Raw genomic sequence first — 24,963 nt, 5'->3', positions numbered from 1 at the left:
TCAGGAGCCGGTTCCGTTCGAAGGGGCGGAATTGTGCATTGCCGCAAGCGCGTCCGCCACCCTTTCCATGCGCATGAAACGCGAGCCTTTCACCAGCACGACCGAGTCTGCATCCAGGCGCGGCGCGAGCGCCCTCACCAGCGCCTCGGGCGAGGCGAAATGGCGCCCGCCCTCGCCGAAGTTGTGCACCGCCACCGCGCTCATCTCGCCGAGCGCGAACAGGCCGTCGATGCCCTTGCTCTTGGCGTAGCCGCCGATCTCGTCATGGACCTGGGCACTGGTCTCGCCGACCTCACCCATGTCGCCCAGCACCAGCCAGGTGTGGCCCGGCATGGCCGCCAGCACGTCGATCCCGGCTCGCACCGAATCCGGATTGGCGTTGTAGGAGTCGTCGAGGATCAACGCCCCCGCCGGCCCTTCGCGCCGCTGCAGGCGGCCTCGGGTGCCGGCAAAGCCGGCGAGTCCTTCGGCCACGGCCTCCAGCGTCGCGCCCGCCGCCTGGCAGGCCGCCGCCGCGGCCACCGCGTTGCGCGCATTGTGCAGACCCGGCACCTGCAGGGCGAACTCCACCGCCCCCTTGGGGGTGTCGAGTTCGAGCCGCGAGCCGAGGCCGCGCAGGGTACACCGGGCGCGCACGTCCGCCTCGCTGTCGATACCGAATGTCACAATCCGGCGCGCCGCGTTGAGTTCGCACCAGTAGCCGGCATGCGGATCGTCGGCATTGACCACCGCCACGCCCGCGCTGCCCAGGCCCTGGTAGATCGCGCCCTTCTCCTGGGCGACCTCTTCCACGCTGCCCATGCCCTGCAGGTGCGCACGCTGGGCGTTATTCACGACCGCGACCGTGGGCTGCGCCAGACCGGTCAGGTAGGCGATCTCGCCCGGGTGGTTCATCCCCATCTCGATCACCGCGGCGCGGTGGAAGTCGCGCAGCTCGAGCAGGGTCAGCGGCAGGCCGATGTCGTTGTTCAGGTTGCCGCGGGTGGCCAGCACCGACTCCTCGCCGAAGCCGTCGCGACGCGCCTGCGTGCGCAGGATCGCGGCGCACATCTCCTTGACCGTGGTCTTGCCGTTGCTGCCGGTGACGCCGATCACCGGGAACGCGAAGCGGGCGCGCCAGGCCGCGGCCAGCGTGCCGAGCGCCAGGCGGGTGTCGTCCACGACCAGCAGCGGCAGCGGTGCGTCGGCATGCGCCGCAGCCCAGGCCGCATCGACCATCGCCGCCGCGGCGCCGGCGTGGCCGGCCGCAGCGACGAAATCGTGGCCGTCGAAGCGTTCGCCACGCAGCGCGACGAAAAGCTGTCCGGGCGCCAGCGCGCGGCTGTCGGTGCCCACGCTCTCGAAGCGGGCCAGCGCGGTGAAGTGCGCCCCATGCGCCGACAGCGCGTGCGCGGCATCGTGCAGCGTCATCATTGTGCTTTCCCCCGCGCCTGCCAGCCATGCAGGGCCAGTCGGGCCTGTTCAAGGTCGGAGAACGGCAGGCGCTGGCCGAGGATTTCCTGGTAGGGCTCGTGACCCTTGCCGGCGATCAGCACCACGTCGTCGGGCCCCGCTTCACCGATGGCGCGCGCGATCGCCTGCGCCCGGTCCACCACCTGCTCGGCCTCGGGACCGGCACCCGCGGCGACCGCCTCGATGATGCGCAGGGGATCCTCGGAGCGCGGATTGTCGCTGGTGACGACCACGCGGTCGGCGAGCGAACGGGCGATCTCGCCCATCATCGGCCGCTTGCCGGGATCGCGATCGCCGCCGCAGCCGAAGACGCAGATCAGGCGGCCGCGCCGGGTCTGCACGGTTGCGCGCAGGGCCTCGAGCACCTTGGCGAGCGCATCCGGCGAGTGGGCGTAATCGACGACCACCAGCGGCTCGCACACCCCGCCCACTAGCTGCATCCGCCCTTGCGGCGGCACCAGACGCGAGAGCACCGGCGCCAGGCCATCGAAGGCGACGCCACGGGCGAGCATGGCCGCAGCCACGGCGACGAGGTTCGAGACGTTGAACGGCGCGACCATGCGCACATTGACGTCCGCCTCGCGCCCGTCCCACACGAGATTGAAGCGCAGGCCGGCAGGCGCAGCCTGCAGGCGGTCGGCGAACAGCACGCGCGCACCGGGCACCGCGCCGCGGTTGGCACCATGCAGGGTGCACGCGATCACGTCGCGCCCTTCGGCGACGAGCCGGCGGGCGAGCACCAGCCCGTAAGCGTCGTCGACGTTGATGACGCTGGTGCGCAGCTCCGGGCGCGCGAACAGGCGCGCCTTGGCCTCGGCGTAGGCGTCCATGGTGCCGTGGTAGTCGAGGTGGTCGCGAGTGAGATTGGTGAACACCGCGACATCGAACTGCACGCCATTCACCCGCCCCTGGTCGAGGCCGATCGACGACACCTCCATCGCCGCGCCGCTCGCACCGGCAGCACGGAAACGCGCGAACCAGCGGTGCAGGTCGAGCGCATCCGGGGTGGTGTTGATGCCTTCCTCGAGCTCATCCGGGAAGCCGCAGCCCAGGGTGCCGACGATGCCGCAGCGCTCGCCCAGCTCGGCGAAGGCGCGCGCCAGCATCTGCGTGACCGTGGTCTTGCCGTTGGTGCCGGTGACGCCGGCCAGCCACAGCGATTCGGACGGGCGGCCATGGACTTCGTGCGCCAGGTGACCGGCGAGCTCGCGCAGTCCGGTCACGCCCAGTCCCGGGACGGCCCCGGCGGCGGGCACGAAGCCGTCGCCATCCTCCCAGATCAGCGCCGCTGCGCCGCGTGCCGCAGCGTCGGCGAGATAGCGCCGCCCGTCGGTACGCTGCCCGGGCCAGGCGGCGAATGCACAACCCGGGCCGGCCTTGCGCGAATCCGCGGTGATGTCCTGCACCGTCGCGCCTTCGGCGCGCAGGTGCGCGAGGATCGACAGGGCCTGCTCCGCGCTCACATGTTCTCCCTGCCGGCCACGCCGGGAGCGGCCTCGTCGGCGGTGCGGCGGGCAAGCTGGAGCGGCGTCAGCGGCACGTCCGGCGCCACGCCGAGGGTGCGCAGCGTGCCTTCGGTGATGCGCGAGAACACCGGCGCGGCGACGGTGCCGCCGAAATACTGGCCGGCGCTGGGTTCGTCGATCATCACGGCGACGACGATGCGCGGATTGGTGGCCGGTGCGAAGCCGACGAAGGACGACACGTACTTGCGTGCGTAGCGCCCGCCCTCGAGCTTGTGCGCGGTGCCGGTCTTGCCCGCCACCGTGTAGCCGGGGACCTGCGCACGCGGCGCGGTGCCGCCCGGACCTGCCGCCATCGCCAGGATGGTGCGCATGTTCTGCGCGGTGGTCTCGGAGAAGACGCGGCGACCGGACGAAGGCACGCCATCCACCCGGGTCAGCGACAGCGGCACCAGTTCGCCATGGCGCGCGAACACCATGTAGGCACGCGCCATCTGGATCAGGCTGGTCGAGATGCCGTGGCCGTAGGACATGGTCGCCTGCTCGATCGGCCGCCAGCTCTTCGCCGGACGCAGGCGACCCGAGGTCTCGCCCGGAAAGCCGAGGTTGAGCGGCGTGCCGAAACCGAGCTGATCGAACAGGTGCCACATCTCGTCGGGGCTGAACTGCTGCGCCATCTTGACCGTGCCGATGTTGGACGACTTCTGCACGATCTGGGCGACGCTCATCATGCCGTGGCGCTTGGTGTCCGAGATCGTCGCCGTGCCGATCGTCATCCGCCCGTTGCCGGTGTCGATCTGGCTGTCGACGCGGAGCTTGCCACGATCGAGCGCCAGCGCCGCGATGAACGGCTTCATCACCGAGCCGGGCTCGAAGGCGTCGGTGAACACCCGGTTGCGCAACTGCGCACCGCTGAGGTTGGTGCGGTTGTTGGGATTGAAGGTCGGCGCATTGGCGAGCGCCAGAATCTCGCCGCTGCGCGCGTCGAGCACCACCACCGCGCCGGCCTGGGCCTTGTGCTGATGCATCGCATCGCGCAGCGCCGACCACGCCAGGTACTGGATCTTGCCGTCGATCGACAGCGCCACGTCCTCGCCGTCGCGCGGCGGCCGGATGGCCTCGACGTCCTCGACGATCTGGCCGCGCCGATCCTTGATCACGCGGCGCGCGCCGGGGCGCCCCGCCAGGCGCTTGTCGAAGGCGAGCTCGATACCCTCCTGGCCCTTGTCCTCGACGTCGGTGAAACCGAGGATGTGCGCCATCACCTCGCCGCCCGGGTAATAGCGGCGGTACTCCTGCTGCTGATGGATGCCCGGCAGGCGCAGGTCGGCGACCTGCTGGGCGACTTCCGGCGGCACCTGGCGCTTCAGATAGGCGAAGTCGCGCCCGTTCGCCAGCCGGCTGTTGAGCTCATTGACGTCGATCTCGAGCAGGCGGGCGAGTTCGCGCGCCTGCGCGGGCTCGAGCCGGGCGTCGGACGGAATCGCCCACACCGAGCGCACCGGCGTGCTGACCGCGAGGATGTCGCCGTGGCGGTCGGTGATGCGTCCGCGGGTAGCCGGCACCTCCAGCGTGCGGGCGTAGCGCGACTCGCCCTTGGCCTGCAGGAAATCGTGATTGACCCCCTGCAGATAGAGTGCGCGACCCGCCAGCGCCAGCGAGCAGCCCATCAGGCCGAGCATGACCAGGCGCGCACGCCACGCAGGCAGCTCGCGCTTCAGCAGGGGATTGTGATTGAACGTGACGGTACGCTGTGTCTTCATGATTGCGGCTCCACCACGAGCACCTGACCCGCAGGCGGCACCCGCATGTCGAGTTTTTCCCGTGCCAGTTTTTCGACCCGACCGTGGGTCGCCCAGGTGCTCTGTTCGAGCTGCAGCTGGCCCCACTCGACCTCGAGCGCCTGCGCCCGCGCCTGCTCGCGCTCGTATTCGGCGTACAGCCGGCGCGACTGGTGCTGCGCGGCGACGACGCCGAGCGCACTCGCCACCACCAGCGCCACGAGGACGGCATCTCCGCGGATCATGCCGGCGCCTCCGTGCGCTCGGCGACCCGCATCACCGCGCTGCGCGCGCGCGGATTGGCCGCGACCTCGACCTCACCCGGGCGCACCGCCTTGCCGACGAGCCTCAGGCGCGGCGCGGGCAGATCCGCCGCCCTGATCGGCAGCCGGCGCGGCAGCACCGGCGGACGCGACTCGTCACGCATGAAGCGCTTCACGATGCGATCCTCGAGCGAATGGAAGCTGATCACCGCCAGCCGCCCACCCGTGCGCAGACGGGACACGCAGGCCGGCAGCACGTTGCTCAGCTCCTCGAGCTCCTGATTGATGAAAATCCGAAGAGCCTGGAAGGAGCGTGTCGCCGGGTGCTGCCCCGGCTCGCGTGTGCGGACCGCTTTCTCCACGATCGCGGCAAGTTGTCCAGTGGTTGCGACAAGCCCCCCTGTCCGAGCAGCTGCAATCGCCTTTGCAATCGCATGAGCAAACCGTTCCTCTCCATAATCCCTGAGTACCTCCGTGATCTGGCCGACGGAGGCATCCGCCAGCCAATCCGCCACGGTCTGCCCGCGGCTCGTATCCATGCGCATGTCGAGCGGCGCGTCGAAGCGAAAGCTCATGCCCCGCGCCGCATCGTCCAGTTGGGGTGAAGACACCCCCAGGTCCAGCAAAACACCATCCACCATCGCCACATCCAGGCGCCCGAGTTCCTCGTCGAGCGCGCTGAACGCCGAGTGCACCAGCGTCAGCCGCGGGTCGTTCAGCGCCTGGCCCGCCGCGATCGCCGCCGGGTCGCGATCGAAGGCGATCAGCCGCCCCGTCGGTCCAAGCCGCTCGAGCACCGCCCGGCTGTGGCCGCCGCGCCCGAAGGTGCCATCGACATAGATGCCGTCGGCACGGATCGCGAGCGCGTCGACCGCTTCGGCGAGCAGGACGCTGACGTGAGACTGCACCGCGCTCACAGCGCCAGGCTCTCGAAGCCGGGCGGCAACCCGGTGGCGGCCAGGTTGAGCATCGCCTCCTGCTGCTTCTCCCAGCCCTCGTCGGACCACAGCTCGAAATGCGTGCCCTGCCCCACCAGCCAGACCTGCTTGTCGAGCTTGGCGAACTTGCGCAGCGACGGCGCCACCAGCACGCGACCGGCGGCATCGAGCGTCTCGTCCTGGGCGAAGCCGACCAGCAGGCGCTTGAGCATGGCCGATTGCGGATCGAGACCGGGCGCGGCGAGCACCTGATCGCGGATGGGAATCCAGGCGGGAACGGGATAGACGAGGCAGCAGCCGTGGGGGTGGGCGGTCAGCACGATCTGCCCGTTATCGACGGCCAGGGCGTCACGATGCCGTGCGGGGATCGCGAGGCGACCCTTGGCATCGAGATTGAGCGCTGCGGCTCCCTGGAACATCGTCCCCCCTGACGGCACCGGGAAAGCATCGGAATGACACTTTTCCCCACTTTTTTCCACTTGAACCCACTTTAGTGGAAAGGCCAGGGGTGGTCAAGGCAGCCCGGGCGGAATCCCGTTGTTACACAATGACTTATGTCACAACCCGCACAAACCAATAAACCCTGAAAAATCAAGGACAATAGGAATTGAAGCTCATGCAGCGCACGAGCTCGGGCACGATCGAAGCCGAAGTGGGAGAGAGTGGGAAAATTCGCCCGATATGGGACGAAAATCACGCCGGCGGCATGAAGAAATGACCGCAGCCGCTCGCGGACGCGCGTCGACGGGGTCATGAATACGGGGATGGTGGGGAAGTTCGCCGATAAGCCGGGTTCTGTCGAACGCCGCCGGCGAACCGGCGACATCGGGCAGTCATTCCTCTGGGCGCCACGTTGCCGCGGCGCTCTAGCAGCCTACCCGGGAGCGACGCGAGCCACGTCGATGCTCCCCTATTTGGCCTTGCCCCGGATGGGGTTTACCGTGCCAGTCCTGTCGCCAGTCCTGCGGTGAGCTCTTACCTCACCGTTTCACCCTTACCTGATCCTTCTTGCGAAGGCCATCGGCGGTCTGCTCTCTGTTGCACTTTCCGTCGCCTCACGGCGCCCGGCCGTTAGCCGGCATCCTGCTCTGCGGGGCCCGGACTTTCCTCCACGCACGACATGGTGCGCAGCGACTGCCTGGCGAACTTCCCGCCGCGGATTATACGCGCGTCGCGGCCCCGCCGCCCGGCTCAGTTTGCCGCGGCTGCGGGCACGAAGGCGGGAGCACCGTCCTTGAGCACGAAACTGCCGAGCAAGGCCCCGGGAACCTGGTCGCCGGGGTTGTCCCAGTCCTGCAGGCGGCATTCGGCGGTGCCGGCGAGATACCAGCGCTCGCCCTGATGCAGCGCCCACAGGCCGTCGCCGGCGGCGTAAACCTTCATCTCGACCAGTACGGTCGAACTCGGATGGATGCGGATGCGCTTCTGGCATGCAGGCAGGCGGGATACGAGCACCGCCTGCCGCAGTTCGTCGTCCCAGAAGAATTTCTGCTCCCGCACCAGGACCAGCGCGTGCTCGCCGCCATCGATCCGGTACGCGGTCGCGCTGTTCTCGCAGCCCGCCAGCACGGCCAGCAGGCCGCAGGCCGCGAGCAGGCGCAGCGCACGGGCACGCAGCATCACGCCGACTCTCCGGCGCCGACCAGCCTCCAGCCCACCGGCTCGCCGGCACGCAGGGGCACCAGCGGATCGTCGCCGAGATAGGGGTAGCTCGCCGGCACGCTCCAGGCCTCGCGCCGCAGCGTGATGGTGTCGGCGTTCGGCGCCAGGCCGTAGAAGGCCGGGCCGTTCAGGCTGGCGAAGGCCTCCAGCCGATCGAGCGCCCCCGCCGCGTCGAACACCTCGGCATAGAGCTCGATGCCGGCATGCGCGGTGTAGCAGCCGGCGCAGCCACAGGCGTTCTCCTTGGTGCTGCGCGCATGGGGGGCCGAGTCGGTGCCGAGGAAGAAGCGCGGGCTGCCCGAGGTGACGGCCGCGACCAGCGCCTCGCGATGGATCTCGCGCTTGAGCACCGGCAGGCAGTAATGGTGCGGACGGATGCCGCCGGCGAAGATGGCGTTGCGGTTGAGCAGCAGATGGTGGGCGGTCACGGTGGCGGCGACGTTGGCGCCGGCCGCACGCACGAACTGCGCCGCCTCGGCGGTGGTGATGTGCTCGAACACCACCTTCAGCCCGGGAAAGCGCCGTACCAGCGGCGACAGGGTGCGCTCGATGAACACGCGCTCGCGGTCGAAGACATCGACGTCGGCGCCGGTCGCCTCGCCATGCACGCACAGCACCATGCCGAGCTTTTCCATGCGCTCGAGCACCGGATAGACCTTGTCGATCGCGGTCACGCCGGCGTCGGAGTTGGTCGTCGCGCCGGCGGGGTAGAGCTTGCAGGCGACGACGTGGCCGCTCGCGCTGGCACGGTCGATCTCGTCCGCCGGCAGGTTGTCGGTCAGGTACAGGCTCATCAGCGGCTGGAAGCCGGTGCCCCGCGCGGCGGAGAGGATCCGCTCGCGATAGGCCAGCGCCTGCGCGGTCGTGGTGACCGGCGGCTTCAGGTTGGGCATGATCAGCGCGCGGCCGAAACGTGCGGCGGTGTGCGGCACCACGGCATCGAGGGCGGCATCGTCGCGCACGTGCAGATGCCAGTCGTCCGGGCGGACAAGGGTGATCGTTTGCATGGAGCGGGTCCTCTTTGGAGCCCCGGATTATAGGCGCTTACGCCTGCATCGCGCGCCGCTGCGCGAGGTCTGGGCCAGGCTCGACTCAATCCTCTTTGCGACGCGCCAGCGCCGCGGCGTACAACGCCTTGCGCGGCGCGCCGGTGATCTCGGCCGCCAGGCCGGCCGCAGTCTTGACCGGCAGTTCGCCGAGCAGCAGCTCGAGCACGCGCACCGCCTCAGCATCGAGCCCTTCGCCCGCGGGCGCGCCGGCCAGCACCAGCACGAACTCGCCACGCACCCGGTTGGCGTCGGCGGAGAACCAGGCCGCGGTGTCCGCGAGCGGCATGCGCACGATCTGCTCGTGGAGCTTGGTCATCTCGCGTGCGATCAGGAGCTCGCGCTCGCCGCCGAAGACCTCGGCCATGTCGGCCACGCATTCGAGGATGCGGTGCGGCGCCTCGTAGAACACCATCGCATCGCGCTCGTCGCGCAGCGCGGACAGCGCCGTCCGCCGCGCCCCACCCTTGGCGGGCAGGAAGCCGACGAAGCGGAAGCCGCCCTCGGCGAAGCCCGACACCGACAGCGCCGCCACCGCCGCGCAGGGCCCGGGCAGCGGCACGACCGGGTGGCCCGCCTCGCGCACGCGGGCGACCAGGCGCGCGCCCGGATCGGACACCGCGGGCGTGCCCGCATCGGTGATCAGCGCCACATGGCGACCAGCGGCCAGATGCTCGATCAGCTGCCCCGCCGCCGCCTGCTCGTTGTGCTGGTGTACCGCCATCATGCGCGGCTTCAGCCCATAGGCATCGAGCAGGCGCTGGCTGTGGCGGGTGTCCTCGGCCGCGACCACATCGACCGCGCCGAGCACGGCGAGCGCCCGCAGCGTCATGTCATGCAGATTCCCGAGCGGGGTCGCCACCACATACAATGACGGCGTACTTGAAAGCGGACGATCGGGCAGGGAGACGGTGACGGGCATGGATGAATTCGACTCGGCGGCACGGCGCCGTCCCGCGCAGGACACCGGCGGCGGACGGACGAGCGGAGCGCGGGCCGCAGGCAGGCGCTCCGGCAAGGAAGGCGACAGTATCGACGCACGCCGGACGCCGGCGCAAGCGCGCGGCGCGGCGGCGGAGGCGCTCGCCGCCGCGCATCTCGCCGCCCGCGGGCTGCGCCTCCTCGCGCGCAACGTGCGCTGCCGCGGCGGCGAGGTGGACCTGATCTGCCTCGACCGCAGCCACGTGGTCTTCGTGGAGGTCCGTCTGCGCAGCAATGCCCGCTTCGGCGGCGCGGCCGAGAGCATCACCGCGGCCAAGCGCCGGCGCGTGCTGATCGCCGCACAGTGGTGGCTCGGTGGTGTCGGACGGCGTTACGCGGGCGCGGCCTGCCGCTTCGACGCCGTGCTGCTCGACGCGCTCGATCCGGCCCGAATCACCTGGTTACCGGGCGCCTTCGATGCGGGCTGAGGCCCCATGCTAGACTCTCCCGCCCTGCAGCCGGCCCAGCCCGCATGAACCTCATCGACCGCATCTCGCACCAGTTCGAAGACAACATGCGCGCCTCGCTCGAGGCGCTCGAACTGCTCGCCGCGCCGATCGCCGGCGCCGTCGAACTCATCACCGCCAGCCTGCTCGACAACGGCAGGGTGCTGGTGTGCGGCGGCAGCGGCTCGGCAGGCGACGCCCGCCGCTTCGCCGCGCAACTGGTTAACGGCTTCGAACTCGAACGCCCGGCGCTGGCCGCGATGGCGCTCAGCGCCGACACCTCGACGCTGGCGCCGGTCGCCGCGGAGCTCGACCCGCAGGCCCTGTTCGCCCGCCAGATCGCCGCCTTCGGCCAGCCGGGCGACATCCTCGTCACGCTGTCCACCAACCCCGCTTCGGCGCGCGTGCTGGGCGCGATCGGCGCCGCCCACGAACGCGACATGCGGGTGATCGCCCTCACCGGCGCCGACGGCGGACGCATCGCCGAAGCCCTCGGTCCGGCCGACATCCTGCTGTCCGCCCCCGCCGAGCGCACCGCGCGCATCCAGGAATTGCACTTGCTCATCCTGCATTGCCTGTGCGACGGTATCGACTGTCTGTTACTCGGAGTGGAAGACTGATGAAGACGCTGCGACATTCCCCGAACACCGCAAACACCCAGGAACCGACCCGCCAATCCCGCCGTGCGCTGGTGCTCGGCCTGGGCGCGGCCGCGCTGCTGCCGCTGCTGCAGGGCTGTTTCCCGGTCGTCGCCACCGGGGTCGGCGCAGGCGCCGCCCTGGTCTCCGACCGCCGCACGAGCGGCACCTACGTCGAGGACGAAGGCATCGAATGGAAGGTGTCGAGCCGCATCCGTGAGCGCTTCGGCAGCAGCGCGCATGTGAACGTCACCTCCTACAACCGCAACGTGCTGCTGACCGGCGAAGCCCCCAACGAAACCGTACGCGGCGAGCTCGAGCGCATCGTGGGCGGCGTCGAGCACGTGCGCGGCGTGATCAACGAAGTGGTGGTCGGCCCCAACTCCAGCCTGACCGCGCGCGGCAACGACGCGCTGATCACCTCCAACGTGAAGGCCCGCTTCGTCGACGCCCAGCGCTTCTCGGCGCACAACGTCAAGGTCGTCACCGAGGCCAACGTGGTGTTCCTGATGGGCATCGTCACCCGCGCCGAGGCGGACGCCGCCGCCGAGGTCGCCCGCACCAGCCAGGGCGTGCGCAAGGTCGTGCGCGTGTTCGAATACATCAGCGACGAGGAAGCGCGCCGGCTCGACAACCCGACCGGCGCACGACGCTGACAGGCTCGCCGCCACGGACGGAAACCACGGCCGCGCAGCCTCTGCGCGGCCGCCCACCCCGCGGCAACGCGGGCCCCTGACGAATACGCGGCGCCTCAGCGCCCGGCGAGCGCGTCCAGCAGCTTCTGATGCACGCCGCCGAAGCCGCCATTGCTCATCACCAGGATGTGGTCGCCCGCCCGGGCGGTCGCGACGACGTCCGCCACCAGCGCATCTAGGGCCTCGTAGGCGCGCGCGCGCTCACCGAGCGGCGCCAGCGCCTCGGCCGCGTCCCAGCCCAGCCCGGCCCCGTAGCAGAACACCGCGTCCGCCTCGGCGAGACTGGCGGGCAGCTGCGCCTTCATGACCCCGAGCTTCATGGTGTTCGAACGCGGCTCGAGCACGGCCAGGATCCGCCCCGCAGGTTGGCGCCGGCGCAGGCCGCCGACGGTGAGCGCGATCGCGGTCGGATGATGGGCGAAGTCGTCGTAGACGCTGACGCCATCGACCACGCCACGCAGCTCGAGCCGGCGCTTGATGCCTTCGAAGCTCGCCAGGCTGGCGATCGCCTGCGCCGGCGTGACCCCGACATGGCGCGCGGCGGCGATCGCTGCGAGCGCGTTCTCGCGGTTGTGGCTGCCGGCGAGCGGCATCGCAACCCGGCCTTGCTCCACGCCCTTCAGGCTGAACACCGCCTCGGCTTCCGAGACGCCCGCTGCCGCCGACCACTGCGCCGCATCGTTGAACCACTCCAGCTCCGACCAGCAGCCGCGCGCGACGACGCGCTTCAGGCTGTCCTCGCGGCCATTGGCGACGATGCGCCCGCTCGCCGGCACCGTGCGCACCAGATGATGGAACTGGGTCTCGATCGCCGTCAGGTCGGCAAAGATGTCGGCGTGATCGAACTCGAGGTTGTTGAGGATCGCGGTGCGCGGGCGGTAATGCACGAACTTCGAGCGCTTGTCGCAGAACGCGGTGTCGTACTCGTCGGCCTCGATGACGAAGAAGGGCGACTCGGTGAGACGCGCCGACACGCCGAAGTTCTGCGGCACGCCGCCGACCAGGAAGCCCGGGTTGAGTCCGGCATCCTCCAGCATCCAGGCCAGCAGCGAGGTGGTCGTCGTCTTGCCGTGGGTGCCGGCCACCGCCAGCACCCAGCGCCCGGCCAGCACATGCTCGGCCAGCCACTGCGGTCCGGAGACATAGGGCAGCCCGCGATCGAGGATGGCCTCGAGCAGCGGATTGCCGCGCGACACCGCGTTGCCGACCACGAACACGTCCGGCGCCAGGTCGAGCTGCGAGGCTTCGTAGCCCTCGATCAGGCCGATGCCCTGTTCCTCGAGCTGGGTGCTCATCGGCGGATAGACGTTGGCATCGCAGCCGGTGACCTTGTGGCCGGCCGCGCGCGCCAGCAGCGCGACGCCGCCCATGAAGGTGCCGCAGATACCGAGGATGTGAATGTGCATGACGAACTCGAACTCCGGAGGGCCGTCATCCGCATGAAACCGGCCCGTGTACAATGGCCCGGCATTCTACCCGAGCCTCATCATGCCCTCACACGCTCACGTTTCCCGCAGCGGCAGCCTCCGGCGCGAGATCGCCGCACTGGCGGCACGCATGATGGCCGAAGACGGCATCAGCGACTTCGGCTTCGCCAAGCGCAAGGCAGCCAAACAGCTGGGCGCCACCGACGCCGACTCGCTGCCCAACAACACCGAGATCGAAGCCGAGCTGCGCGCCTGGCAGGCGCTCTACCAGGACGAGGAGCAGCCCGAGCGCCTGCACGAGATGCGCAGCGCCGCGGTCGAGGTCATGCGCCTGCTCGCCGAGTTCCGCCCCTACCTCACCGGCGGCGCGCTCGACGGCACCGCCGGGCGCTATTCCGAACTCGAGATCGAGATCTTTCCCGACAGCGCCAAGGACGTGGAGATCTTCTTCCTCAACCAGGACTTCCCCTACGAGCACCGCGAACCGCGCCGCCCGGCGCCGCACACGCCCGAGGCGATCCTGAGCTTCGACTGGGACGAGGTGCCGGTGAAGGTCTCGATCTATCCTTCATCGGCGGAGCGGACGCTGCGTCGTGGCCAGGAGCGCGCCCGGCTGGCGCAGGTCGAAGCCCTGCTGGCATCTCCGCCCACGGCGGACGACCGCGCCTGAGCCTGCACGCACGCGAGCCGGCGCCGGCGACGCGCCCCCGATCCACCAGGCCGACCGGCACGCAGCGGAACCCCGAGCGACACCGTTTCGACGCTTGCAGCATGTGCGCGTCGGGCGCAGAATCCGCGCATCGCAGCTTCGGCGACACTGCCGGCGACCATCGCTCGCGCCGGCCAAAAGTGGACAAAATGCAGTCAAGTGCGGCAAACTTGCCGACATGAAGCGCTCAAAAGGCCTGCATGAACGCGAACGAGCCACGCACGCGCGGCACGGGATCGCGCTTTGCCCGGGCCTCGTGAGCGCGATTCGGGGGCTTACCACACGCCCTTGCCCGGCGCCCCGGAACGCTCGCGCCGGCACCCAACCCTCTTCGCCACACACCTTCACGACGACTCGCAGCGGCGACAAGCCGGCGCGCTCGACGGGCGCCTGCGAGCGCGGCCTGCAACGGCGCCCCGTGCGTCACGGGGAAGGCATCGCTTACTGATCACCCCCGACCGCCCACATCGGCACGATGCCGCGGTCACTTCCGGAGAAAGACATGGATCTGCGCAAGCTGAAGAAACTCATCGACCTCGTTCAGGAATCGGGCATTTCCGAGCTGGAAGTCACCGAAGGCGAGGAGAAGGTCCGCATCGCCAAGCACTCGGCGGCCGCTCCCGCCGCCTACTACGCCCAGATCCCAGCCGCCGCACCCGCCGCCGCCGCGCCTGCTGCAGCCGCACCTGCGGCCGAGAGCGGCAACGCGCTGCCGGAAGGGCACGTCGTCAAGTCGCCGATGGTCGGCACCTTCTACCGCGCCAGCGCCCCGGGCGCCAAGCCCCTGGTCGAGGTCGGCCAGTCGGTCAATGAAGGCGACCGCCTGTGCATCATCGAGGCGATGAAGCTGATGAACGAGATCGAGGCCGACGCCAGCGGCGTGATCAAGGCCATCCTGGTCGAGAACGGCGAGCCGGTCGAGTACGGCCAGCCCCTCTTCGTCATCGACTGAGCGTGCCCATGTTCGAGAAGATCCTGATCGCGAACCGCGGGGAAATCGCCCTGCGCATCCTGCGCGCCTGCCGGGAACTCGGCATCAAGACCGTGGCGGTGCATTCCGAGGCCGACACCGAGGCCAAGTACGTGCGCCTGGCCGACGAGTCGGTGTGCATCGGTCCGGCTTCGTCCACGCTCAGCTACCTGAACGTGCCGGCCATCATCTCCGCCGCCGAGGTCACCGACGCCGAGGCCATCCATCCCGGCTACGGCTTTCTGTCGGAGAACGCCGACTTCGGCGAGCGCGTCGAGCAGTCCGGCTTCGTCTTCATCGGCCCCCGCCCGGACACCATCCGCCTGATGGGCGACAAGGTGTCGGCCAAGGACGCGATGAAGGCCGCCGGCGTGCCCTGCGTGCCCGGCTCGGACGGCGCCCTGCCCGACGACCCGAAGGAGATCGTCAAGATCGCACGCGCCGTCGGCTACCCGGTGATCATCAAGGCCGCCGGCGGCGGCGGCGGGCGCGGCATGCGCGTGGTGCACACCGAGGCCGCGCTGCTCAACGCGGTGACCACCACCCGCGCCGAGGCCCAGGCCGCCTTCGGCAACCCGGTGGTGTACATGGAGAAGTTCCTCGAGAACCCGCGCCACGTCGAGATCCAGGTCCTGGCCGACCAGCACGGCAACGCGGTCTACCTGGGCGAGCGCGACTGCTCGATGCAGCGCCGCCACCAGAAGGTGATCGAGGAAGCCCCCGCGCCGGGCATCGACCGCAAGCTCATCGCCAAGGTCGGCGAGCGCTGCGCCGAGGCCTGCCGCAAGATCGGCTACCGCGGCGCGGGCACCTTCGAGTTCCTGTTCGAGAACGGCGAGTTCTACTTCATCGAGATGAACACCCGCCTCCAGGTCGAGCACCCGGTCACCGAATTCATCACCGGCATCGACCTCGTCCAGGCGCAGATCCGCGTCGCAGCCGGCGAGAAGCTGTGGTTCCGCCAGCGCGACATCGTCTTCCGCGGGCACGCGGTGGAATGCCGCATCAACGCCGAGGATCCGTTCAAGTTCACCCCGTCGCCGGGCCGCATCACCAACTGGCACACCCCGGGCGGCCCCGGCGTGCGGGTCGATTCGCATGTGTACAACGGCTACACCGTCCCGCCGCACTACGACTCGATGATCGGCAAGCTGATCACCTACGGCGATACCCGCGACCAGGCGATCCGCCGCATGCGCATCGCGCTGTCCGAGATGATGGTCGAAGGTATCAAGACCAACATCCCGCTGCACCAGACCCTGATGCTCGACCCGCGCTTCATGGAAGGCGGCACCAGCATCCACTATCTGGAGCACAAGCTGGCCGACCGCAACGAAGTGCAGGGCTGACAGGCCATGTGGATCTCGGTGACCCTCCACGCCGACGCCGACAAGGCCGAGGCACTGTCCGACGCGCTGATGGAAGCCGGTGCGCTGTCGGTTTCCATCGAGGATGCGGATGCCGGCACCGACGCCGAAAAACCGCAGTTCGGCGAGCCCGGCCACCTGCCCACCAGCCTGTGGGACCACAGCCGGGTGATCGCGCTGTTCGACGGCGGGACCGGCACTCCGGAGCTCGAGGCCGCGCTCGCCGAAGCCAGCCGCGCCGCGGGCCTGGACGCGGTGCCTGCCTTCTCCACCACCGAAGTGGCCGAGCAGAACTGGGTGCAGCTCACGCAGAGCCAGTTCGATCCGATCCGCATCACCGACCGGCTGTGGATCGTGCCGTCCTGGCACCAGGCGCCCGATGCCGGCGCGATCAACATCGAGCTCGATCCGGGCATGGCCTTCGGCACCGGCTCGCACCCGACCACCCGCCTGTGCCTGGAGTGGCTGTGCGAGGCGGTGACGCCCGGCTGCAGCGTGCTCGACTACGGCTGCGGCTCGGGCATCCTCGGCATCGCCGCGGCCAAGCTCGGCGCCGGCGACGTGCTCGGCATCGACATCGACGAGAAGGCGGTGGAGGCGGCGCGCGACAACGCCGCGCGCAACCAGGTGAGCCTGCGCCTGCAGCACTCGGCGGTGCCGGTGGGCGACACCTTCGCGGTGGTCGTCGCCAACATCCTCACCAATCCGCTGTGCGTGCTGGCACCGGCGATCGCCGCGCGCGTCGCTCCGGGCGGCCGGGTGGCCCTGTCCGGCGTGCTCGAAACCCAGGCCGGACAGGTCATCGAGGCCTGGGCGCCCTACCTCGCGCTCGAAGTCGGCGCCTGCCTCGACGGCTGGATCCGCCTGGAAGGCCGCCGCCCCGCAGCATGATGCTCACGCGCTGCCCCGCCTGCCAGACGGTCTTCCGGCTGCGGCCCGAGCAGCTCCAGGCCCGCGGCGGCGAAGTCCGCTGCGGGCATTGCTACCGCCCGTTCAATGCGCTCGAGCATGCGCTCGAGATGCCGGCGACCGAGGAGACGCCGCCCACTCCGCCCCCTGCTGCGCAGGCTGCCGACACTCCGCCGCCCCGCGTGTTTCCCGGCGTGCTGCGTAGCGGGCGCCGCCCGCCACCGCCCGGGCCGCTGGCGGACGCGGATACGCTGGCGGTGACGACTGCCGCCACGAGCAGCACGCCTCCCCCCCCCGAGGCGGAAGCAGAGGAAACGCCGCCCGCAGCAATCCGGCACGACCCGGCGGACACCCTCGACGCCGTACATCACGAGCCCGACCTCGCGCGCCTGGACGCCGCCTACGGCCGGCCGCAGCGCACGACCCATCCGGTGCTGAAGGCCGTGGGCGGGCTGCTCGTGCTCGTGCTCACCGCGCTCCTCGGCGCACAGAGCGCCTACCTCTACCGGATGGAGATCGCACGCGAGCTGCCCGGCCTGCGCCCGCTGCTCGCCGAGGCCTGCGCGCACTTCGGATGCAGCATCCCCTATCCGCAGGACGCCGAACGCATCGCGATCGAAGCCTCGGACCTCCAGTCGGAACCGGGCAAGCGCGGCCACTACCTGCTGCACGCCACGCTCAACAACCGTGCAGAATACCCGCAACGCTGGCCGCACCTGGAACTGACCCTGACCGATGCCGGCGACAAGCCGATCTCCCGGCGGGTGCTCGCCCCTGCCGAGTGGCAGAACCCCGGCGAGACCCGGGAAGCCTTCCCGGCGCGGACCGCCATCGAGCTGCGCCTGCCCTTCCAGGTGCCCGGCCTGGCGCCGACCGGCTATCGCATCTACGCCTTCTACCCGTGAACGCGGGCGGGGCCCGCATGGGCCCCGCCGTCAAGCGCCGGAGAAAGCGAATCGTCTCAGCGCGACACGCGCGTCGTGCCACCGTCGCGCAGCACCCTGACCCGCTCGCCGGGGCGGAAGCCCTCGCCCTCGTCCGCCTGCACCACGGCGAGGAACTGGCCGTTGTCCAGGCGCACCGTGACCTCGACGCCCTGGGTGCGGGTCGCGCCCTCTTCCACCGCCGAGCCCGCCAGACCGCCCGCCACCGCACCGATCACCGTGGCCACGGCCTGGCCGCGCCCGCCGCCGATCGTGCTGCCGGCGATGCCGCCCACCGCGGCGCCGGCGACCGTGCCGACCGGCGTCTTGGTGCCTTCGAGCAGCACGCCGCGCACCGATTCCACGGTGCCGAACTGCACCGTCATCGCGCGCCGCGCCTCGGTGCGCGAATACGTGCCGCCACCCAGGCCCTGGGCGCAGCCGCCGAGCACCAGCACGGCGACGGCCGCAGCCGCCAGCGCGCGCAGATTCCAGCCCCGCTTCCTCATCCCCTTGTCGATCACCACAATTCCTCCCCGAAGGCTTCGCGGTAGCGGGACGCGATGTCCGACCGCGAGGGTTGATGGTTCTGGCCGCCGCGATGGGCAATCTTGATCGCGCCCATCACCGCCGCCAGCTGCGCGCTCCTGCGCATGTCCCAGCCATTGACGATGCCGTGCAGCAACCCCGCACGGTAGGCGTCGCCGCAGCCGGTGGGATCGACGATCGCATCCGCCTTCACCGCCGGCACCGCGAACACCTCGCCCCGCCAGTGCACGCGAGAGCCTTCCGCACCCAGCGTGACCACCAGCGCCTCCACCTCGCGCGCGAGTTCAGCCTCGCTGCGCCCGGTCTTGTCGCACATCAGGCGGGCCTCGTAGTCATTGACCGTGCAGTAGCGCGCCTGTTGCAGGCAATTCAGTAACGCTTCGCTACCGAGGATGGGCAGCGCCTGGCCCGGATCGAACACGAAGGGCACGCCCGCCTCGGCGAAGCCCGCGGCGTGGCGCAGCATGCCGTCGGCGCCGTCGGGCGAGACGATGCCGAGCTTCGCGTCCTTCGCCGCACGCACATCGTTGAGGTGGGAGTGGAACATCGCCCCCGGATGGAAGGCGGTGATCTGGTTGTCGTCGAGGTCGGTGGTGATGAAGGCCTGGGCGGTGAAGGTGCCCGCGATCTCGCGCACGAAATCCTCGCGCAGCCCGAGTTCGCGCAGGCGCGCGCGATAGGGGCCGGCGTCCTCGCCCACGGTCGCCACGATCAGCGGGTCGCTGCCGAGCAGCTTGAGGCTGTAGGCGATGTTGCCGGCGCAGCCGCCGAATTCCCGGCGCAGGTCCGGCACCAGGAAGGAGACGTTCAGGATGTGGATCTGCTCGGGCAGGATGTGATTCTTGAAGCGGTCGTGGAAGACCATGATCGAGTCGTAGGCGACCGATCCGCAGACGAGGATGGACATGGCTGGCGGGTTACCGGAAAGAGGCCGAGGCCGCGATTATACGCAGCCCGGCGCTCGCGCCCGCTCCACCACCTCGCCTGCCCTTGGCACTCAGCCCTGCGTATCGAGCGCCCCGCGCAGCTTCGCCGCCATCCCCTCCAGCGCCTCGCGCGGCGGGTTCTTCACCGGCCAGGCCAGCTCCATGCCGTCGCCTTCCCAGCGCGGCAGAACGTGGATGTGGAAGTGGAACACGGTCTGCGCGCCGGCCTTCTCGTTGGCCTGGAACAGCGTCACGCCCTCGCAGCCGAATGCCTTCTTGGCGGCGCGGGCCATGCGCGCTGCGGTGCGGAACACCGCGCCGGCGAGCTCGTCCTCGAGCGCATAGACGTTGGCGCGGTGCGGCTTGACCAGCACCAGCATGTGGCCGGGATTCACCGACTGGATGTCCATGATCGCCAGCGTGTGCTCGTCCTCGTAGACCCTGGACGCGGGCAGCTCGCCGCGGGCGATGCGGCAGAAGACGCAGGTATCGGCGGCGTGGGTATCGGTCATGCGTGTCATCCTCCTCGGGGTGTCGATCGTTCGTGGCTGTCCACCAGCCATCCGTCATCGCATCGTAACCAGCACGTCACCGCGTCGCAACGCTGGGTTTCGAGAATGGCCCGACCCGAACAGGACGGAAGAAGGCCATGCTCCAGCACATCCAGGCGCGCCAGGACGGCGCCGCGCGCAAGTCGCGCCACCTGCACGTCGGACTCGCGACCTGCGAGACCGAGATCCTCGAAGCCCAGAAACTGCGCTACCGCGTCTTCGCCGAGGAGATGGGCGCCCGCCTCCCCACCCGCACGCCGGGCGTCGATCGCGACATCTACGACCCCTTCTGCGAGCACCTGATCGTGCGCGACGAGGCCGCCGGGCGCATCGTCGGCACCTACCGCATCCTCTCGCCTGCCGCCGCGCGCAGGGTCGGCGGCTACTACTCCGAGAACGAGTTCGACCTCACCCGCCTGCAGCACCTGCGCAGCCGCCTGGTCGAGATCGGCCGCTCCTGCATCGACGCCGACTACCGCAGCGGCGCGGTGATCGCACTGCTGTGGTCGGGCCTGGCGCGCTACATGCAGGAAAACGGCTACGACTACCTGATCGGCTGCGCCTCGGTGAGCATGGCCGACGGCGGGCACAACGCGGCCAGCCTGTATAATCGCCTGCGCGAACAGCACCTTGCGCCGCTGGAATACCACGTCTTCCCGCGCCATGCGCTGCCGATCGGCAGCCTGCGCGGCGACCTCGAGGCCGAGGCGCCGCCGCTGATCAAGGGCTATCTTCGCGCCGGCGCGTGGATCTGCGGCGAACCCGCCTGGGATCCCGACTTCAACACCGCGGACCTGCCCATCCTGATGCCGATCAACAAGGTGGATGCGCGCTACGCCCGCCACTTCATGGGACGCCAGGACTGAATCACGCTGCCCGCCCCGCCCCCGCGCACGACACCGACATGAACACGAGCGACCAGGCCTGCACCGAAGCGGCCGCCTGCCTGCCGCCGGCGCATGGCACGGCGCACGCCGGCACCGCCCGTGCCGACGCGCAACCCGCGCTCAGCTCCCGTGCCGTGCGCGCCTGGCGCTACCTGCGCCTCGCGCTGCATCTCGTGCAGGGCGTGGCGACCATCGCGCTCGTCTATCCCTTCACTGCCCGCACCACCCACCAGGCACTGCGCCGGCGCTGGTCGCGGCGCCTGCTGGGCGTGCTCGGCATCGAGCTCGAGGCCCGCGGCGAGGCGATCGCGCCCGGCTGCATGCTGGTCGCCAACCACATCTCGTGGGTGGACATCTTCGTCATCAATGCGCTCGTCCCGGCCGCCTTCGTGTCCAAGGCCGAGGTGCGCGCCTGGCCGGTGATCGGCTGGCTGGCGGCACGCAACGACACCATCTTCCTGCGCCGCGGCAGCCGCGGCCACGCCCGCATCATCAACGCGGAGACCGCCGCGCTGCTCGACGCCGGCTGCAACGTCGCGATCTTCCCCGAAGGCACGACCACCGACGGCAGCACCCTGCTGCACTTCCACGGCGCGCTGCTGCAACCGGCGATCGCCTGCGGCCATCCGGTGCAGGCGCTGGCGCTGCAGTACCGCAGCCCCGACGACCGCTTCAGCGCCGCGCCGGCCTATGTCGGCGAGATGAGCCTGGGCGAGTGCATCGCCAACATCGTCGCCGCCCCGCGCACGATCGCCCGCCTCACCGTGGCGGCACCGATCGCCACCGCCGACGGCGCGGACCGGCGCATGCTCGCGGCACGGACACGAGCGCAGATTGCCGGCGTGATCGGCGTGGGCGTCACCGGCGAGGGGTGAGCGCCGCGCCCCCCGCGGCGTTTCGCAATCAAAAAGCGCCAGCGCGAAGGTCCTGGCCGGCTCGCGGGGCTGCGACGGCCCTCAGCCCGGGACCTGGAACACCGCGTCGTCCTCGATGCGGATCGCAGTGAGCTTGCCCCCCCACACACAGCCGGAATCGAGCGCGATCAGCCCCGGCTCGCGGTAGAAGCCGAGCGCCGACCAGTGCCCGCACACCACGGTGTGGGTGCGGCTGAAACGGTCGGGCACGCTGAACCACGGCATCATGCCCGGCGGTGCCTTGTGCGGCGCGCCCTTGGCACGCAGGTCCATGCGCCCGTCGGCGGTGCAGAAGCGCAGGCGGGTCAGGGCATTGACGATCACCCGCAGGCGGTCCCAGCCCTTCAGGCCGTCCGACCAGCGCTCGGGGCGGTTGCCGGCCAGATTGAGCAGGAAATCGCGCGCCCGCGCGCCGCCGAGCGCGGTGCCGACCTCGGCGGCCAGCGCCTGGGCCCGCGTCACCGTCCACCCCGGCAACAGGCCGGCATGGACCAGCACGTGCTCGCCATGCACCTTGAGCAGCGGCAGGCAGGCCAGCCAGTCGATCAGCTCGTCGCGATCGGGCGCCTCCAGCACCTGGTAGAGCGTGTCGTCGCTGTCGCGGCGCTTCAGTCCCGCGGCCACCATCAGCAGGTACAGGTCGTGGTTGCCGAGCACGATGCTCGCCGCATCGCCGAGGTCGCGCAGGAAGCGCAGCACGCGCAGCGACTCCGGGCCGCGATTGACCAGGTCGCCGACGATCCACAGGCGGTCGACCGCCTGATCGAACGCGAGCCTGTCCAGCATCCGCTCGAGCGGCGCCCAGCAGCCCTGGATGTCTCCGATCGCGTAGGTGGCCATCGATCTTGCTGCCCGGCCGGGATCAGACCTTGTAGTACGCGCGGTACCAGGCCACGAAGCGCCCCACGCCCTCGCGCACCCCGGTCGCCGGCGCGAAGCCGGTCCACGCGTCGAGCGCGGCGGTGTCGGCATAGGTCGCGGGCACGTCGCCGTCCTGCAGCGGCAGGAAGTTCTTCTCGGCGCGCACGCCGAGCGCATCCTCGATGGCGGCGACGAAATCCATCAGCTCGACCGGATCGTGGTTGCCGATGTTGAACACGCGATAGGGAGCGTTGCTGGTGCCCGGGTTCGGCTGCAGGGCGTCGAAGACCGGATCCGGCGCGGCGACGCGGTCCAGGGTGCGGATCACGCCCTCGACGATGTCGTCGATGTAGGTGAAGTCGCGCTTCATGCGGCCATGGTTGAAGACGTCGATCGGCCGGCCCTCGAGGATGGCCCGGGTGAACAGGAACAGCGCCATGTCCGGCCGCCCCCACGGGCCATACACGGTGAAGAAGCGCAGGCCGGTGGTCGGCAGGCCGTAAAGATGGCTGTAGGTGTGCGCCATCAGCTCATTGGCCTTCTTGGTGGCGGCGTAAATGCTGACCGGGTGGTCGACGCTGTCCTGCTCGGAGAACGGCATCCTGGTGTTGCCACCGTAGACGCTGGAACTCGACGCATACACCAGGTGCTGCACCTGCGCATGGCGGCAGCCCTCGAGGACGTTCATGAAGCCGACCAGGTTGCTGTCGATGTAGGCATGCGGGTTCTGCAGCGAATAGCGCACCCCGGCCTGGGCGGCGAGATGGATCACGCGATCGAAGCGCTCGGCGGCGAACAGCGCCTCCATGCCGGCGCGATCGGCCACGTCCATCTTCACGAAGCGAAAGCCGGCATGCGGCGTGAGACGCGCCAGGCGCGCCTCCTTCAGCGTCGGGTCGTAGTAGTCGTTGAGGTTGTCGAGGCCGACGACTTCGTCGCCGCGGGCGAGCAGGCGCAGCGAGGTGTGCATGCCGATGAAGCCGGCGGCACCGGTGACGAGGATCTTCATTGAGGGGCGGGCCGAAAGGGAATCAGCTGGAATTATGGCATGCACGCCGGTCGCAGTCGTGTCACGGCTTTACTCTGGCGGGGGCGCAGTGCCCGGAATGGTGGGCGCCTCGTTACATGCGGAGCACCGCCGCCTCCGGTATCGCCGCCCGTGCGGCGTCGATGCGCCTGCACCCCCTTTCCCGGCCCTGCATCGCGACAGGGCGCCGGCCCCGGCACATCCTTGCTTATACTTGCGCAGTCGCGATTCGCCCGGCCTCGATGCTGACCCGCCTGCCCTACACCCTGTTGTGGATCCTCGCCCTGCCCCTGGTGCTGCTTCGGCTGCTGTGGCGCGCGCGCCGCCAGCCTGCCTACCTGCGGCACGTGGGCGAACGCTTCGGGCGCTACCGGGTGCGCGCCCCGCTGGCGGTGATCTGGGTGCATGCGGTGTCGGTGGGCGAGACGCGTGCGGCCGAACCGCTGGTGCGTGCCCTGCTCGCGCGCTGGCCGGAGCACAGCGTGCTGCTGACCCAGATGACGCCCACCGGCCGCGATACCGCCCGCATGCTGTTCAAGGACGAGCCGCGGGTGCTGCGTGCCTACCTGCCCTACGACGTCGGCTGCTTCGCCCACGCCTTCCTGCGCCACTTCCGGCCGATGTTCGGCGTCATCATGGAAACCGAGCTGTGGCCCAACCTGCTCGCCGCCTGCCGCCGCCGGCGCATCCCGGTCATGCTCGCCAACGCCCGCCTGTCGGAGCGTTCCGCACGCCGCTACGCGCGGCTGCCGGGGCTGACCGGGCTGACCATGAAGGCGCTCGCCGCGATCGGCGCGCAGACCGCCGCCGACGCCGCACGCCTCGGCCAGCTCGGTGCCCGGCGGGTCACCGTGACCGGCAACATCAAGTTCGACATCGCCCCGCCGGCAGCGCAGCTCGAGCTGGGCAAGACGCTGCGCGAGCGCATCGGCGAGCGGCCGGTGGTGCTGGCCGCGAGCACGCGCGAGGGCGAGGAAGTCCTGCTGCTCGATGCCTTCGCGCGCCACGCCCCGCCCGCTGCCCTGCTGCTGCTGGTGCCCCGCCACCCGCAGCGCTTCGAAGAGGTCGCGGCGCTGGTGCGCGCCCGCCGGCTCGGGCTGCAGCGCCGCAGCGAGGACGCCGCGGTCGCGGCCACGACGCGCGTGCTGCTCGGGGACTCGATGGGGGAAATGTTCGCCTACTACGCCGCAGCCGAGGTCGCGCTGATCGGCGGCAGCTGGCTACCCTTCGGCGGCCAGAACCTGATCGAGGCCTGCGCGGTGGGTACGCCGGTGGTGATCGGGCCGCACACCTACAACTTCCAGGCGGTGGCGGACGACGCCGTGCGCGCCGGCGCCGCCCTGCGCGCCGAGGACGCGGAGGCCGGCATGCGCGCCGCCATGGCACTGCTCGCCGACGCGGCACGGCGTGAAGACGTATCCGCCGCCGGCAGGGCCTTCGCCACCACCCACCAGGGCGCGACCGCGCGCACGATCGCGCTGCTGCAGGATCTGCAGGGCAGCACGCGCGGGAAATAGGCCAGGACCTGCACCGGGCGCAGCCTCGGCCGCGACTGGCGCGCGCCCGGCCGCCGCCGTC

The 24,963-nt window shown here is 70.3% G+C and carries 26 protein-coding genes and 1 other RNA gene; 11 read left to right on the top strand and 16 right to left on the bottom strand.

Annotation, left to right across the window (positions count from 1 at the left end; all coding sequences use genetic code 11):
- The 10 genes from murF to rsmI form a co-directional block, all read right to left on the bottom strand.
- Complete coding sequence (gene murF / locus CKCBHOJB_RS03825) at positions 1–1,413, bottom strand: UDP-N-acetylmuramoyl-tripeptide--D-alanyl-D-alanine ligase (protein ID WP_281050711.1); 1,413 nt, start codon at positions 1,411–1,413, stop codon at positions 1–3.
- The gene (locus CKCBHOJB_RS03820; RefSeq protein ID WP_281050710.1) at positions 1,410–2,915 is read right to left on the bottom strand and encodes a UDP-N-acetylmuramoyl-L-alanyl-D-glutamate--2,6-diaminopimelate ligase; all 1,506 of its coding nucleotides are present in this window, start codon (positions 2,913–2,915) and stop codon (positions 1,410–1,412) included. The genes murF and CKCBHOJB_RS03820 overlap by 4 nt, the downstream gene beginning before the upstream one ends.
- Positions 2,912–4,678 (bottom strand): penicillin-binding protein 2, encoded by a 1,767-nt coding sequence (locus CKCBHOJB_RS03815; protein ID WP_281050709.1) that lies wholly within the window; start codon positions 4,676–4,678, stop codon positions 2,912–2,914. The genes CKCBHOJB_RS03820 and CKCBHOJB_RS03815 overlap by 4 nt, the downstream gene beginning before the upstream one ends.
- A complete protein-coding gene (gene ftsL, locus CKCBHOJB_RS03810; RefSeq protein ID WP_281050708.1) occupies positions 4,675–4,941 on the bottom strand; it encodes a cell division protein FtsL in 267 nt (88 codons plus the stop codon). Before ftsL ends, CKCBHOJB_RS03815 begins: the two co-directional genes overlap by 4 nt.
- Positions 4,938–5,876, bottom strand: coding sequence for a 16S rRNA (cytosine(1402)-N(4))-methyltransferase RsmH (gene rsmH, locus CKCBHOJB_RS03805; RefSeq protein WP_281050707.1), 939 nt, complete (start codon positions 5,874–5,876; stop codon positions 4,938–4,940). Before rsmH ends, ftsL begins: the two co-directional genes overlap by 4 nt.
- Positions 5,873–6,316 (bottom strand): division/cell wall cluster transcriptional repressor MraZ, encoded by a 444-nt coding sequence (gene mraZ / locus CKCBHOJB_RS03800; RefSeq protein ID WP_281050706.1) that lies wholly within the window; start codon positions 6,314–6,316, stop codon positions 5,873–5,875. The genes rsmH and mraZ overlap by 4 nt, the downstream gene beginning before the upstream one ends.
- 349 nt (positions 6,317–6,665) lie before the next feature.
- Positions 6,666–7,047: RNase P RNA component class A (gene rnpB / locus CKCBHOJB_RS03795), an RNA gene on the bottom strand.
- A gap of 41 nt (positions 7,048–7,088) precedes the next feature.
- Entirely contained in the window at positions 7,089–7,517 is a 429-nt protein-coding gene (locus CKCBHOJB_RS03790) for a hypothetical protein (protein ID WP_281051606.1), read from the bottom strand.
- A complete protein-coding gene (gene pyrC / locus CKCBHOJB_RS03785) occupies positions 7,517–8,566 on the bottom strand; it encodes a dihydroorotase (protein ID WP_281050705.1) in 1,050 nt (349 codons plus the stop codon). Before pyrC ends, CKCBHOJB_RS03790 begins: the two co-directional genes overlap by 1 nt.
- An 85-nt stretch (positions 8,567–8,651) precedes the next feature.
- On the bottom strand, positions 8,652–9,527 hold the full coding sequence (gene rsmI, locus CKCBHOJB_RS03780; RefSeq protein WP_281050704.1) for a 16S rRNA (cytidine(1402)-2'-O)-methyltransferase: 876 nt from the start codon (positions 9,525–9,527) through the stop codon (positions 8,652–8,654).
- Between rsmI and CKCBHOJB_RS03775 the strand changes: the two genes are divergently transcribed.
- The 3 genes from CKCBHOJB_RS03775 to CKCBHOJB_RS03765 are packed head-to-tail and all read left to right on the top strand — an operon-like array spanning position 9,526 to position 11,326.
- Positions 9,526–10,014 (top strand): YraN family protein, encoded by a 489-nt coding sequence (locus CKCBHOJB_RS03775; RefSeq protein WP_281050703.1) that lies wholly within the window; start codon positions 9,526–9,528, stop codon positions 10,012–10,014. The two genes, rsmI and CKCBHOJB_RS03775, sit on opposite strands and share 2 nt — an antisense overlap.
- Before the next feature lie 44 nt (positions 10,015–10,058).
- Positions 10,059–10,652 (top strand): SIS domain-containing protein, encoded by a 594-nt coding sequence (locus CKCBHOJB_RS03770; protein ID WP_281050702.1) that lies wholly within the window; start codon positions 10,059–10,061, stop codon positions 10,650–10,652.
- The gene (locus CKCBHOJB_RS03765; RefSeq protein ID WP_281050701.1) at positions 10,652–11,326 is read left to right on the top strand and encodes a BON domain-containing protein; all 675 of its coding nucleotides are present in this window, start codon (positions 10,652–10,654) and stop codon (positions 11,324–11,326) included. Before CKCBHOJB_RS03770 ends, CKCBHOJB_RS03765 begins: the two co-directional genes overlap by 1 nt.
- 95 nt (positions 11,327–11,421) lie before the next feature.
- Here the strand turns inward: CKCBHOJB_RS03765 and mpl are convergent, their stop codons facing one another.
- Positions 11,422–12,771, bottom strand: coding sequence for a UDP-N-acetylmuramate:L-alanyl-gamma-D-glutamyl-meso-diaminopimelate ligase (gene mpl / locus CKCBHOJB_RS03760; RefSeq protein WP_281050700.1), 1,350 nt, complete (start codon positions 12,769–12,771; stop codon positions 11,422–11,424).
- A gap of 82 nt (positions 12,772–12,853) precedes the next feature.
- On the opposite strand from mpl, the gene CKCBHOJB_RS03755 reads away from it, so the two are divergent.
- The 5 genes from CKCBHOJB_RS03755 (at position 12,854) to CKCBHOJB_RS03735 (ending at position 17,652) form a co-directional block, all read left to right on the top strand.
- Positions 12,854–13,462 carry a hypothetical protein gene (locus tag CKCBHOJB_RS03755; RefSeq protein WP_281050699.1) on the top strand — a complete coding sequence of 203 codons (609 nt, stop codon included), beginning with the start codon at positions 12,854–12,856 and terminating at the stop codon, positions 13,460–13,462.
- A 541-nt stretch (positions 13,463–14,003) separates the two neighbouring features.
- Entirely contained in the window at positions 14,004–14,453 is a 450-nt protein-coding gene (gene accB / locus CKCBHOJB_RS03750) for an acetyl-CoA carboxylase biotin carboxyl carrier protein (RefSeq protein WP_281050698.1), read from the top strand.
- Positions 14,454–14,461: 8 nt separating this feature from the next.
- On the top strand, positions 14,462–15,820 hold the full coding sequence (accC, locus tag CKCBHOJB_RS03745; protein ID WP_281050697.1) for an acetyl-CoA carboxylase biotin carboxylase subunit: 1,359 nt from the start codon (positions 14,462–14,464) through the stop codon (positions 15,818–15,820).
- 6 nt (positions 15,821–15,826) lie between these two features.
- The gene (gene prmA / locus CKCBHOJB_RS03740; RefSeq protein ID WP_281050696.1) at positions 15,827–16,729 is read left to right on the top strand and encodes a 50S ribosomal protein L11 methyltransferase; all 903 of its coding nucleotides are present in this window, start codon (positions 15,827–15,829) and stop codon (positions 16,727–16,729) included.
- A complete protein-coding gene (locus CKCBHOJB_RS03735; RefSeq protein ID WP_281050695.1) occupies positions 16,726–17,652 on the top strand; it encodes a DUF3426 domain-containing protein in 927 nt (308 codons plus the stop codon). The genes prmA and CKCBHOJB_RS03735 overlap by 4 nt, the downstream gene beginning before the upstream one ends.
- Positions 17,653–17,708: 56 nt before the next feature.
- Here the strand turns inward: CKCBHOJB_RS03735 and CKCBHOJB_RS03730 are convergent, their stop codons facing one another.
- The 3 genes from CKCBHOJB_RS03730 to CKCBHOJB_RS03720 all read right to left on the bottom strand — a co-directional run bounded on the left by CKCBHOJB_RS03730 (position 17,709) and on the right by CKCBHOJB_RS03720 (position 19,657).
- Positions 17,709–18,179, bottom strand: coding sequence for a glycine zipper 2TM domain-containing protein (locus CKCBHOJB_RS03730; protein WP_281051605.1), 471 nt, complete (start codon positions 18,177–18,179; stop codon positions 17,709–17,711).
- An 11-nt stretch (positions 18,180–18,190) separates the two neighbouring features.
- Complete coding sequence (locus CKCBHOJB_RS03725; RefSeq protein ID WP_281050694.1) at positions 18,191–19,126, bottom strand: carbohydrate kinase family protein; 936 nt, start codon at positions 19,124–19,126, stop codon at positions 18,191–18,193.
- A gap of 90 nt (positions 19,127–19,216) precedes the next feature.
- Positions 19,217–19,657 (bottom strand): HIT family protein, encoded by a 441-nt coding sequence (locus tag CKCBHOJB_RS03720; RefSeq protein ID WP_281050693.1) that lies wholly within the window; start codon positions 19,655–19,657, stop codon positions 19,217–19,219.
- A gap of 137 nt (positions 19,658–19,794) precedes the next feature.
- Here CKCBHOJB_RS03720 and CKCBHOJB_RS03715 point away from each other — a divergent pair, with 137 nt between their 5' ends.
- Both CKCBHOJB_RS03715 and CKCBHOJB_RS03710 read left to right on the top strand, forming a co-directional pair.
- Entirely contained in the window at positions 19,795–20,562 is a 768-nt protein-coding gene (locus tag CKCBHOJB_RS03715) for a GNAT family N-acyltransferase (RefSeq protein ID WP_281050692.1), read from the top strand.
- A gap of 38 nt (positions 20,563–20,600) precedes the next feature.
- Complete coding sequence (locus tag CKCBHOJB_RS03710) at positions 20,601–21,458, top strand: lysophospholipid acyltransferase family protein (protein ID WP_281050691.1); 858 nt, start codon at positions 20,601–20,603, stop codon at positions 21,456–21,458.
- An 81-nt stretch (positions 21,459–21,539) separates the two neighbouring features.
- On the opposite strand, the gene CKCBHOJB_RS03705 is transcribed toward CKCBHOJB_RS03710, so the two are convergent.
- A complete protein-coding gene (locus tag CKCBHOJB_RS03705) occupies positions 21,540–22,337 on the bottom strand; it encodes a symmetrical bis(5'-nucleosyl)-tetraphosphatase (RefSeq protein ID WP_281050690.1) in 798 nt (265 codons plus the stop codon).
- A 22-nt stretch (positions 22,338–22,359) separates the two neighbouring features.
- Positions 22,360–23,367, bottom strand: coding sequence for an NAD-dependent epimerase (locus CKCBHOJB_RS03700; RefSeq protein ID WP_281050689.1), 1,008 nt, complete (start codon positions 23,365–23,367; stop codon positions 22,360–22,362).
- Between the two features lie 260 nt (positions 23,368–23,627).
- On the opposite strand from CKCBHOJB_RS03700, the gene waaA reads away from it, so the two are divergent.
- Entirely contained in the window at positions 23,628–24,902 is a 1,275-nt protein-coding gene (gene waaA, locus CKCBHOJB_RS03695) for a lipid IV(A) 3-deoxy-D-manno-octulosonic acid transferase (RefSeq protein ID WP_281050688.1), read from the top strand.
- Positions 24,903–24,963 lie beyond the last annotated feature (61 nt).

The organism is Thauera sp. GDN1, from assembly GCF_029223545.1.
Classification (GTDB): domain Bacteria; phylum Pseudomonadota; class Gammaproteobacteria; order Burkholderiales; family Rhodocyclaceae; genus Thauera.
This window is presented reverse-complemented; position numbering and strand designations above follow the sequence as displayed.

Bases quoted from the DNA above. Each gene is read 5' to 3' on its own strand.
- murF (WP_281050711.1), bottom strand. From the start codon at position 1,413: ATGATGACGCTGCACGATGCCGCGCACGCGCTGTCGGCGCATGGGGCG.
- CKCBHOJB_RS03815 (WP_281050709.1), bottom strand. From the start codon at position 4,678: ATGAAGACACAGCGTACCGTCACGTTCAATCACAATCCCCTGCTGAAG.
- ftsL (WP_281050708.1), bottom strand. From the start codon at position 4,941: ATGATCCGCGGAGATGCCGTCCTCGTGGCGCTGGTGGTGGCGAGTGCG.
- mraZ (WP_281050706.1), bottom strand. From the start codon at position 6,316: ATGTTCCAGGGAGCCGCAGCGCTCAATCTCGATGCCAAGGGTCGCCTC.
- CKCBHOJB_RS03790 (WP_281051606.1), bottom strand. From the start codon at position 7,517: ATGCTGCGTGCCCGTGCGCTGCGCCTGCTCGCGGCCTGCGGCCTGCTG.
- pyrC (WP_281050705.1), bottom strand. From the start codon at position 8,566: ATGCAAACGATCACCCTTGTCCGCCCGGACGACTGGCATCTGCACGTG.
- CKCBHOJB_RS03775 (WP_281050703.1), top strand. From the start codon at position 9,526: ATGGATGAATTCGACTCGGCGGCACGGCGCCGTCCCGCGCAGGACACC.
- rsmI (WP_281050704.1), bottom strand. From the start codon at position 9,527: ATGCCCGTCACCGTCTCCCTGCCCGATCGTCCGCTTTCAAGTACGCCG.
- CKCBHOJB_RS03770 (WP_281050702.1), top strand. From the start codon at position 10,059: ATGAACCTCATCGACCGCATCTCGCACCAGTTCGAAGACAACATGCGC.
- CKCBHOJB_RS03765 (WP_281050701.1), top strand. From the start codon at position 10,652: ATGAAGACGCTGCGACATTCCCCGAACACCGCAAACACCCAGGAACCG.
- mpl (WP_281050700.1), bottom strand. From the start codon at position 12,771: ATGCACATTCACATCCTCGGTATCTGCGGCACCTTCATGGGCGGCGTC.
- CKCBHOJB_RS03755 (WP_281050699.1), top strand. From the start codon at position 12,854: ATGCCCTCACACGCTCACGTTTCCCGCAGCGGCAGCCTCCGGCGCGAG.
- accB (WP_281050698.1), top strand. From the start codon at position 14,004: ATGGATCTGCGCAAGCTGAAGAAACTCATCGACCTCGTTCAGGAATCG.
- accC (WP_281050697.1), top strand. From the start codon at position 14,462: ATGTTCGAGAAGATCCTGATCGCGAACCGCGGGGAAATCGCCCTGCGC.
- prmA (WP_281050696.1), top strand. From the start codon at position 15,827: ATGTGGATCTCGGTGACCCTCCACGCCGACGCCGACAAGGCCGAGGCA.
- CKCBHOJB_RS03735 (WP_281050695.1), top strand. From the start codon at position 16,726: ATGATGCTCACGCGCTGCCCCGCCTGCCAGACGGTCTTCCGGCTGCGG.
- CKCBHOJB_RS03730 (WP_281051605.1), bottom strand. From the start codon at position 18,179: ATGAGGAAGCGGGGCTGGAATCTGCGCGCGCTGGCGGCTGCGGCCGTC.
- CKCBHOJB_RS03725 (WP_281050694.1), bottom strand. From the start codon at position 19,126: ATGTCCATCCTCGTCTGCGGATCGGTCGCCTACGACTCGATCATGGTC.
- CKCBHOJB_RS03720 (WP_281050693.1), bottom strand. From the start codon at position 19,657: ATGACCGATACCCACGCCGCCGATACCTGCGTCTTCTGCCGCATCGCC.
- CKCBHOJB_RS03715 (WP_281050692.1), top strand. From the start codon at position 19,795: ATGCTCCAGCACATCCAGGCGCGCCAGGACGGCGCCGCGCGCAAGTCG.
- CKCBHOJB_RS03710 (WP_281050691.1), top strand. From the start codon at position 20,601: ATGAACACGAGCGACCAGGCCTGCACCGAAGCGGCCGCCTGCCTGCCG.
- CKCBHOJB_RS03705 (WP_281050690.1), bottom strand. From the start codon at position 22,337: ATGGCCACCTACGCGATCGGAGACATCCAGGGCTGCTGGGCGCCGCTC.
- CKCBHOJB_RS03700 (WP_281050689.1), bottom strand. From the start codon at position 23,367: ATGAAGATCCTCGTCACCGGTGCCGCCGGCTTCATCGGCATGCACACC.
- waaA (WP_281050688.1), top strand. From the start codon at position 23,628: ATGCTGACCCGCCTGCCCTACACCCTGTTGTGGATCCTCGCCCTGCCC.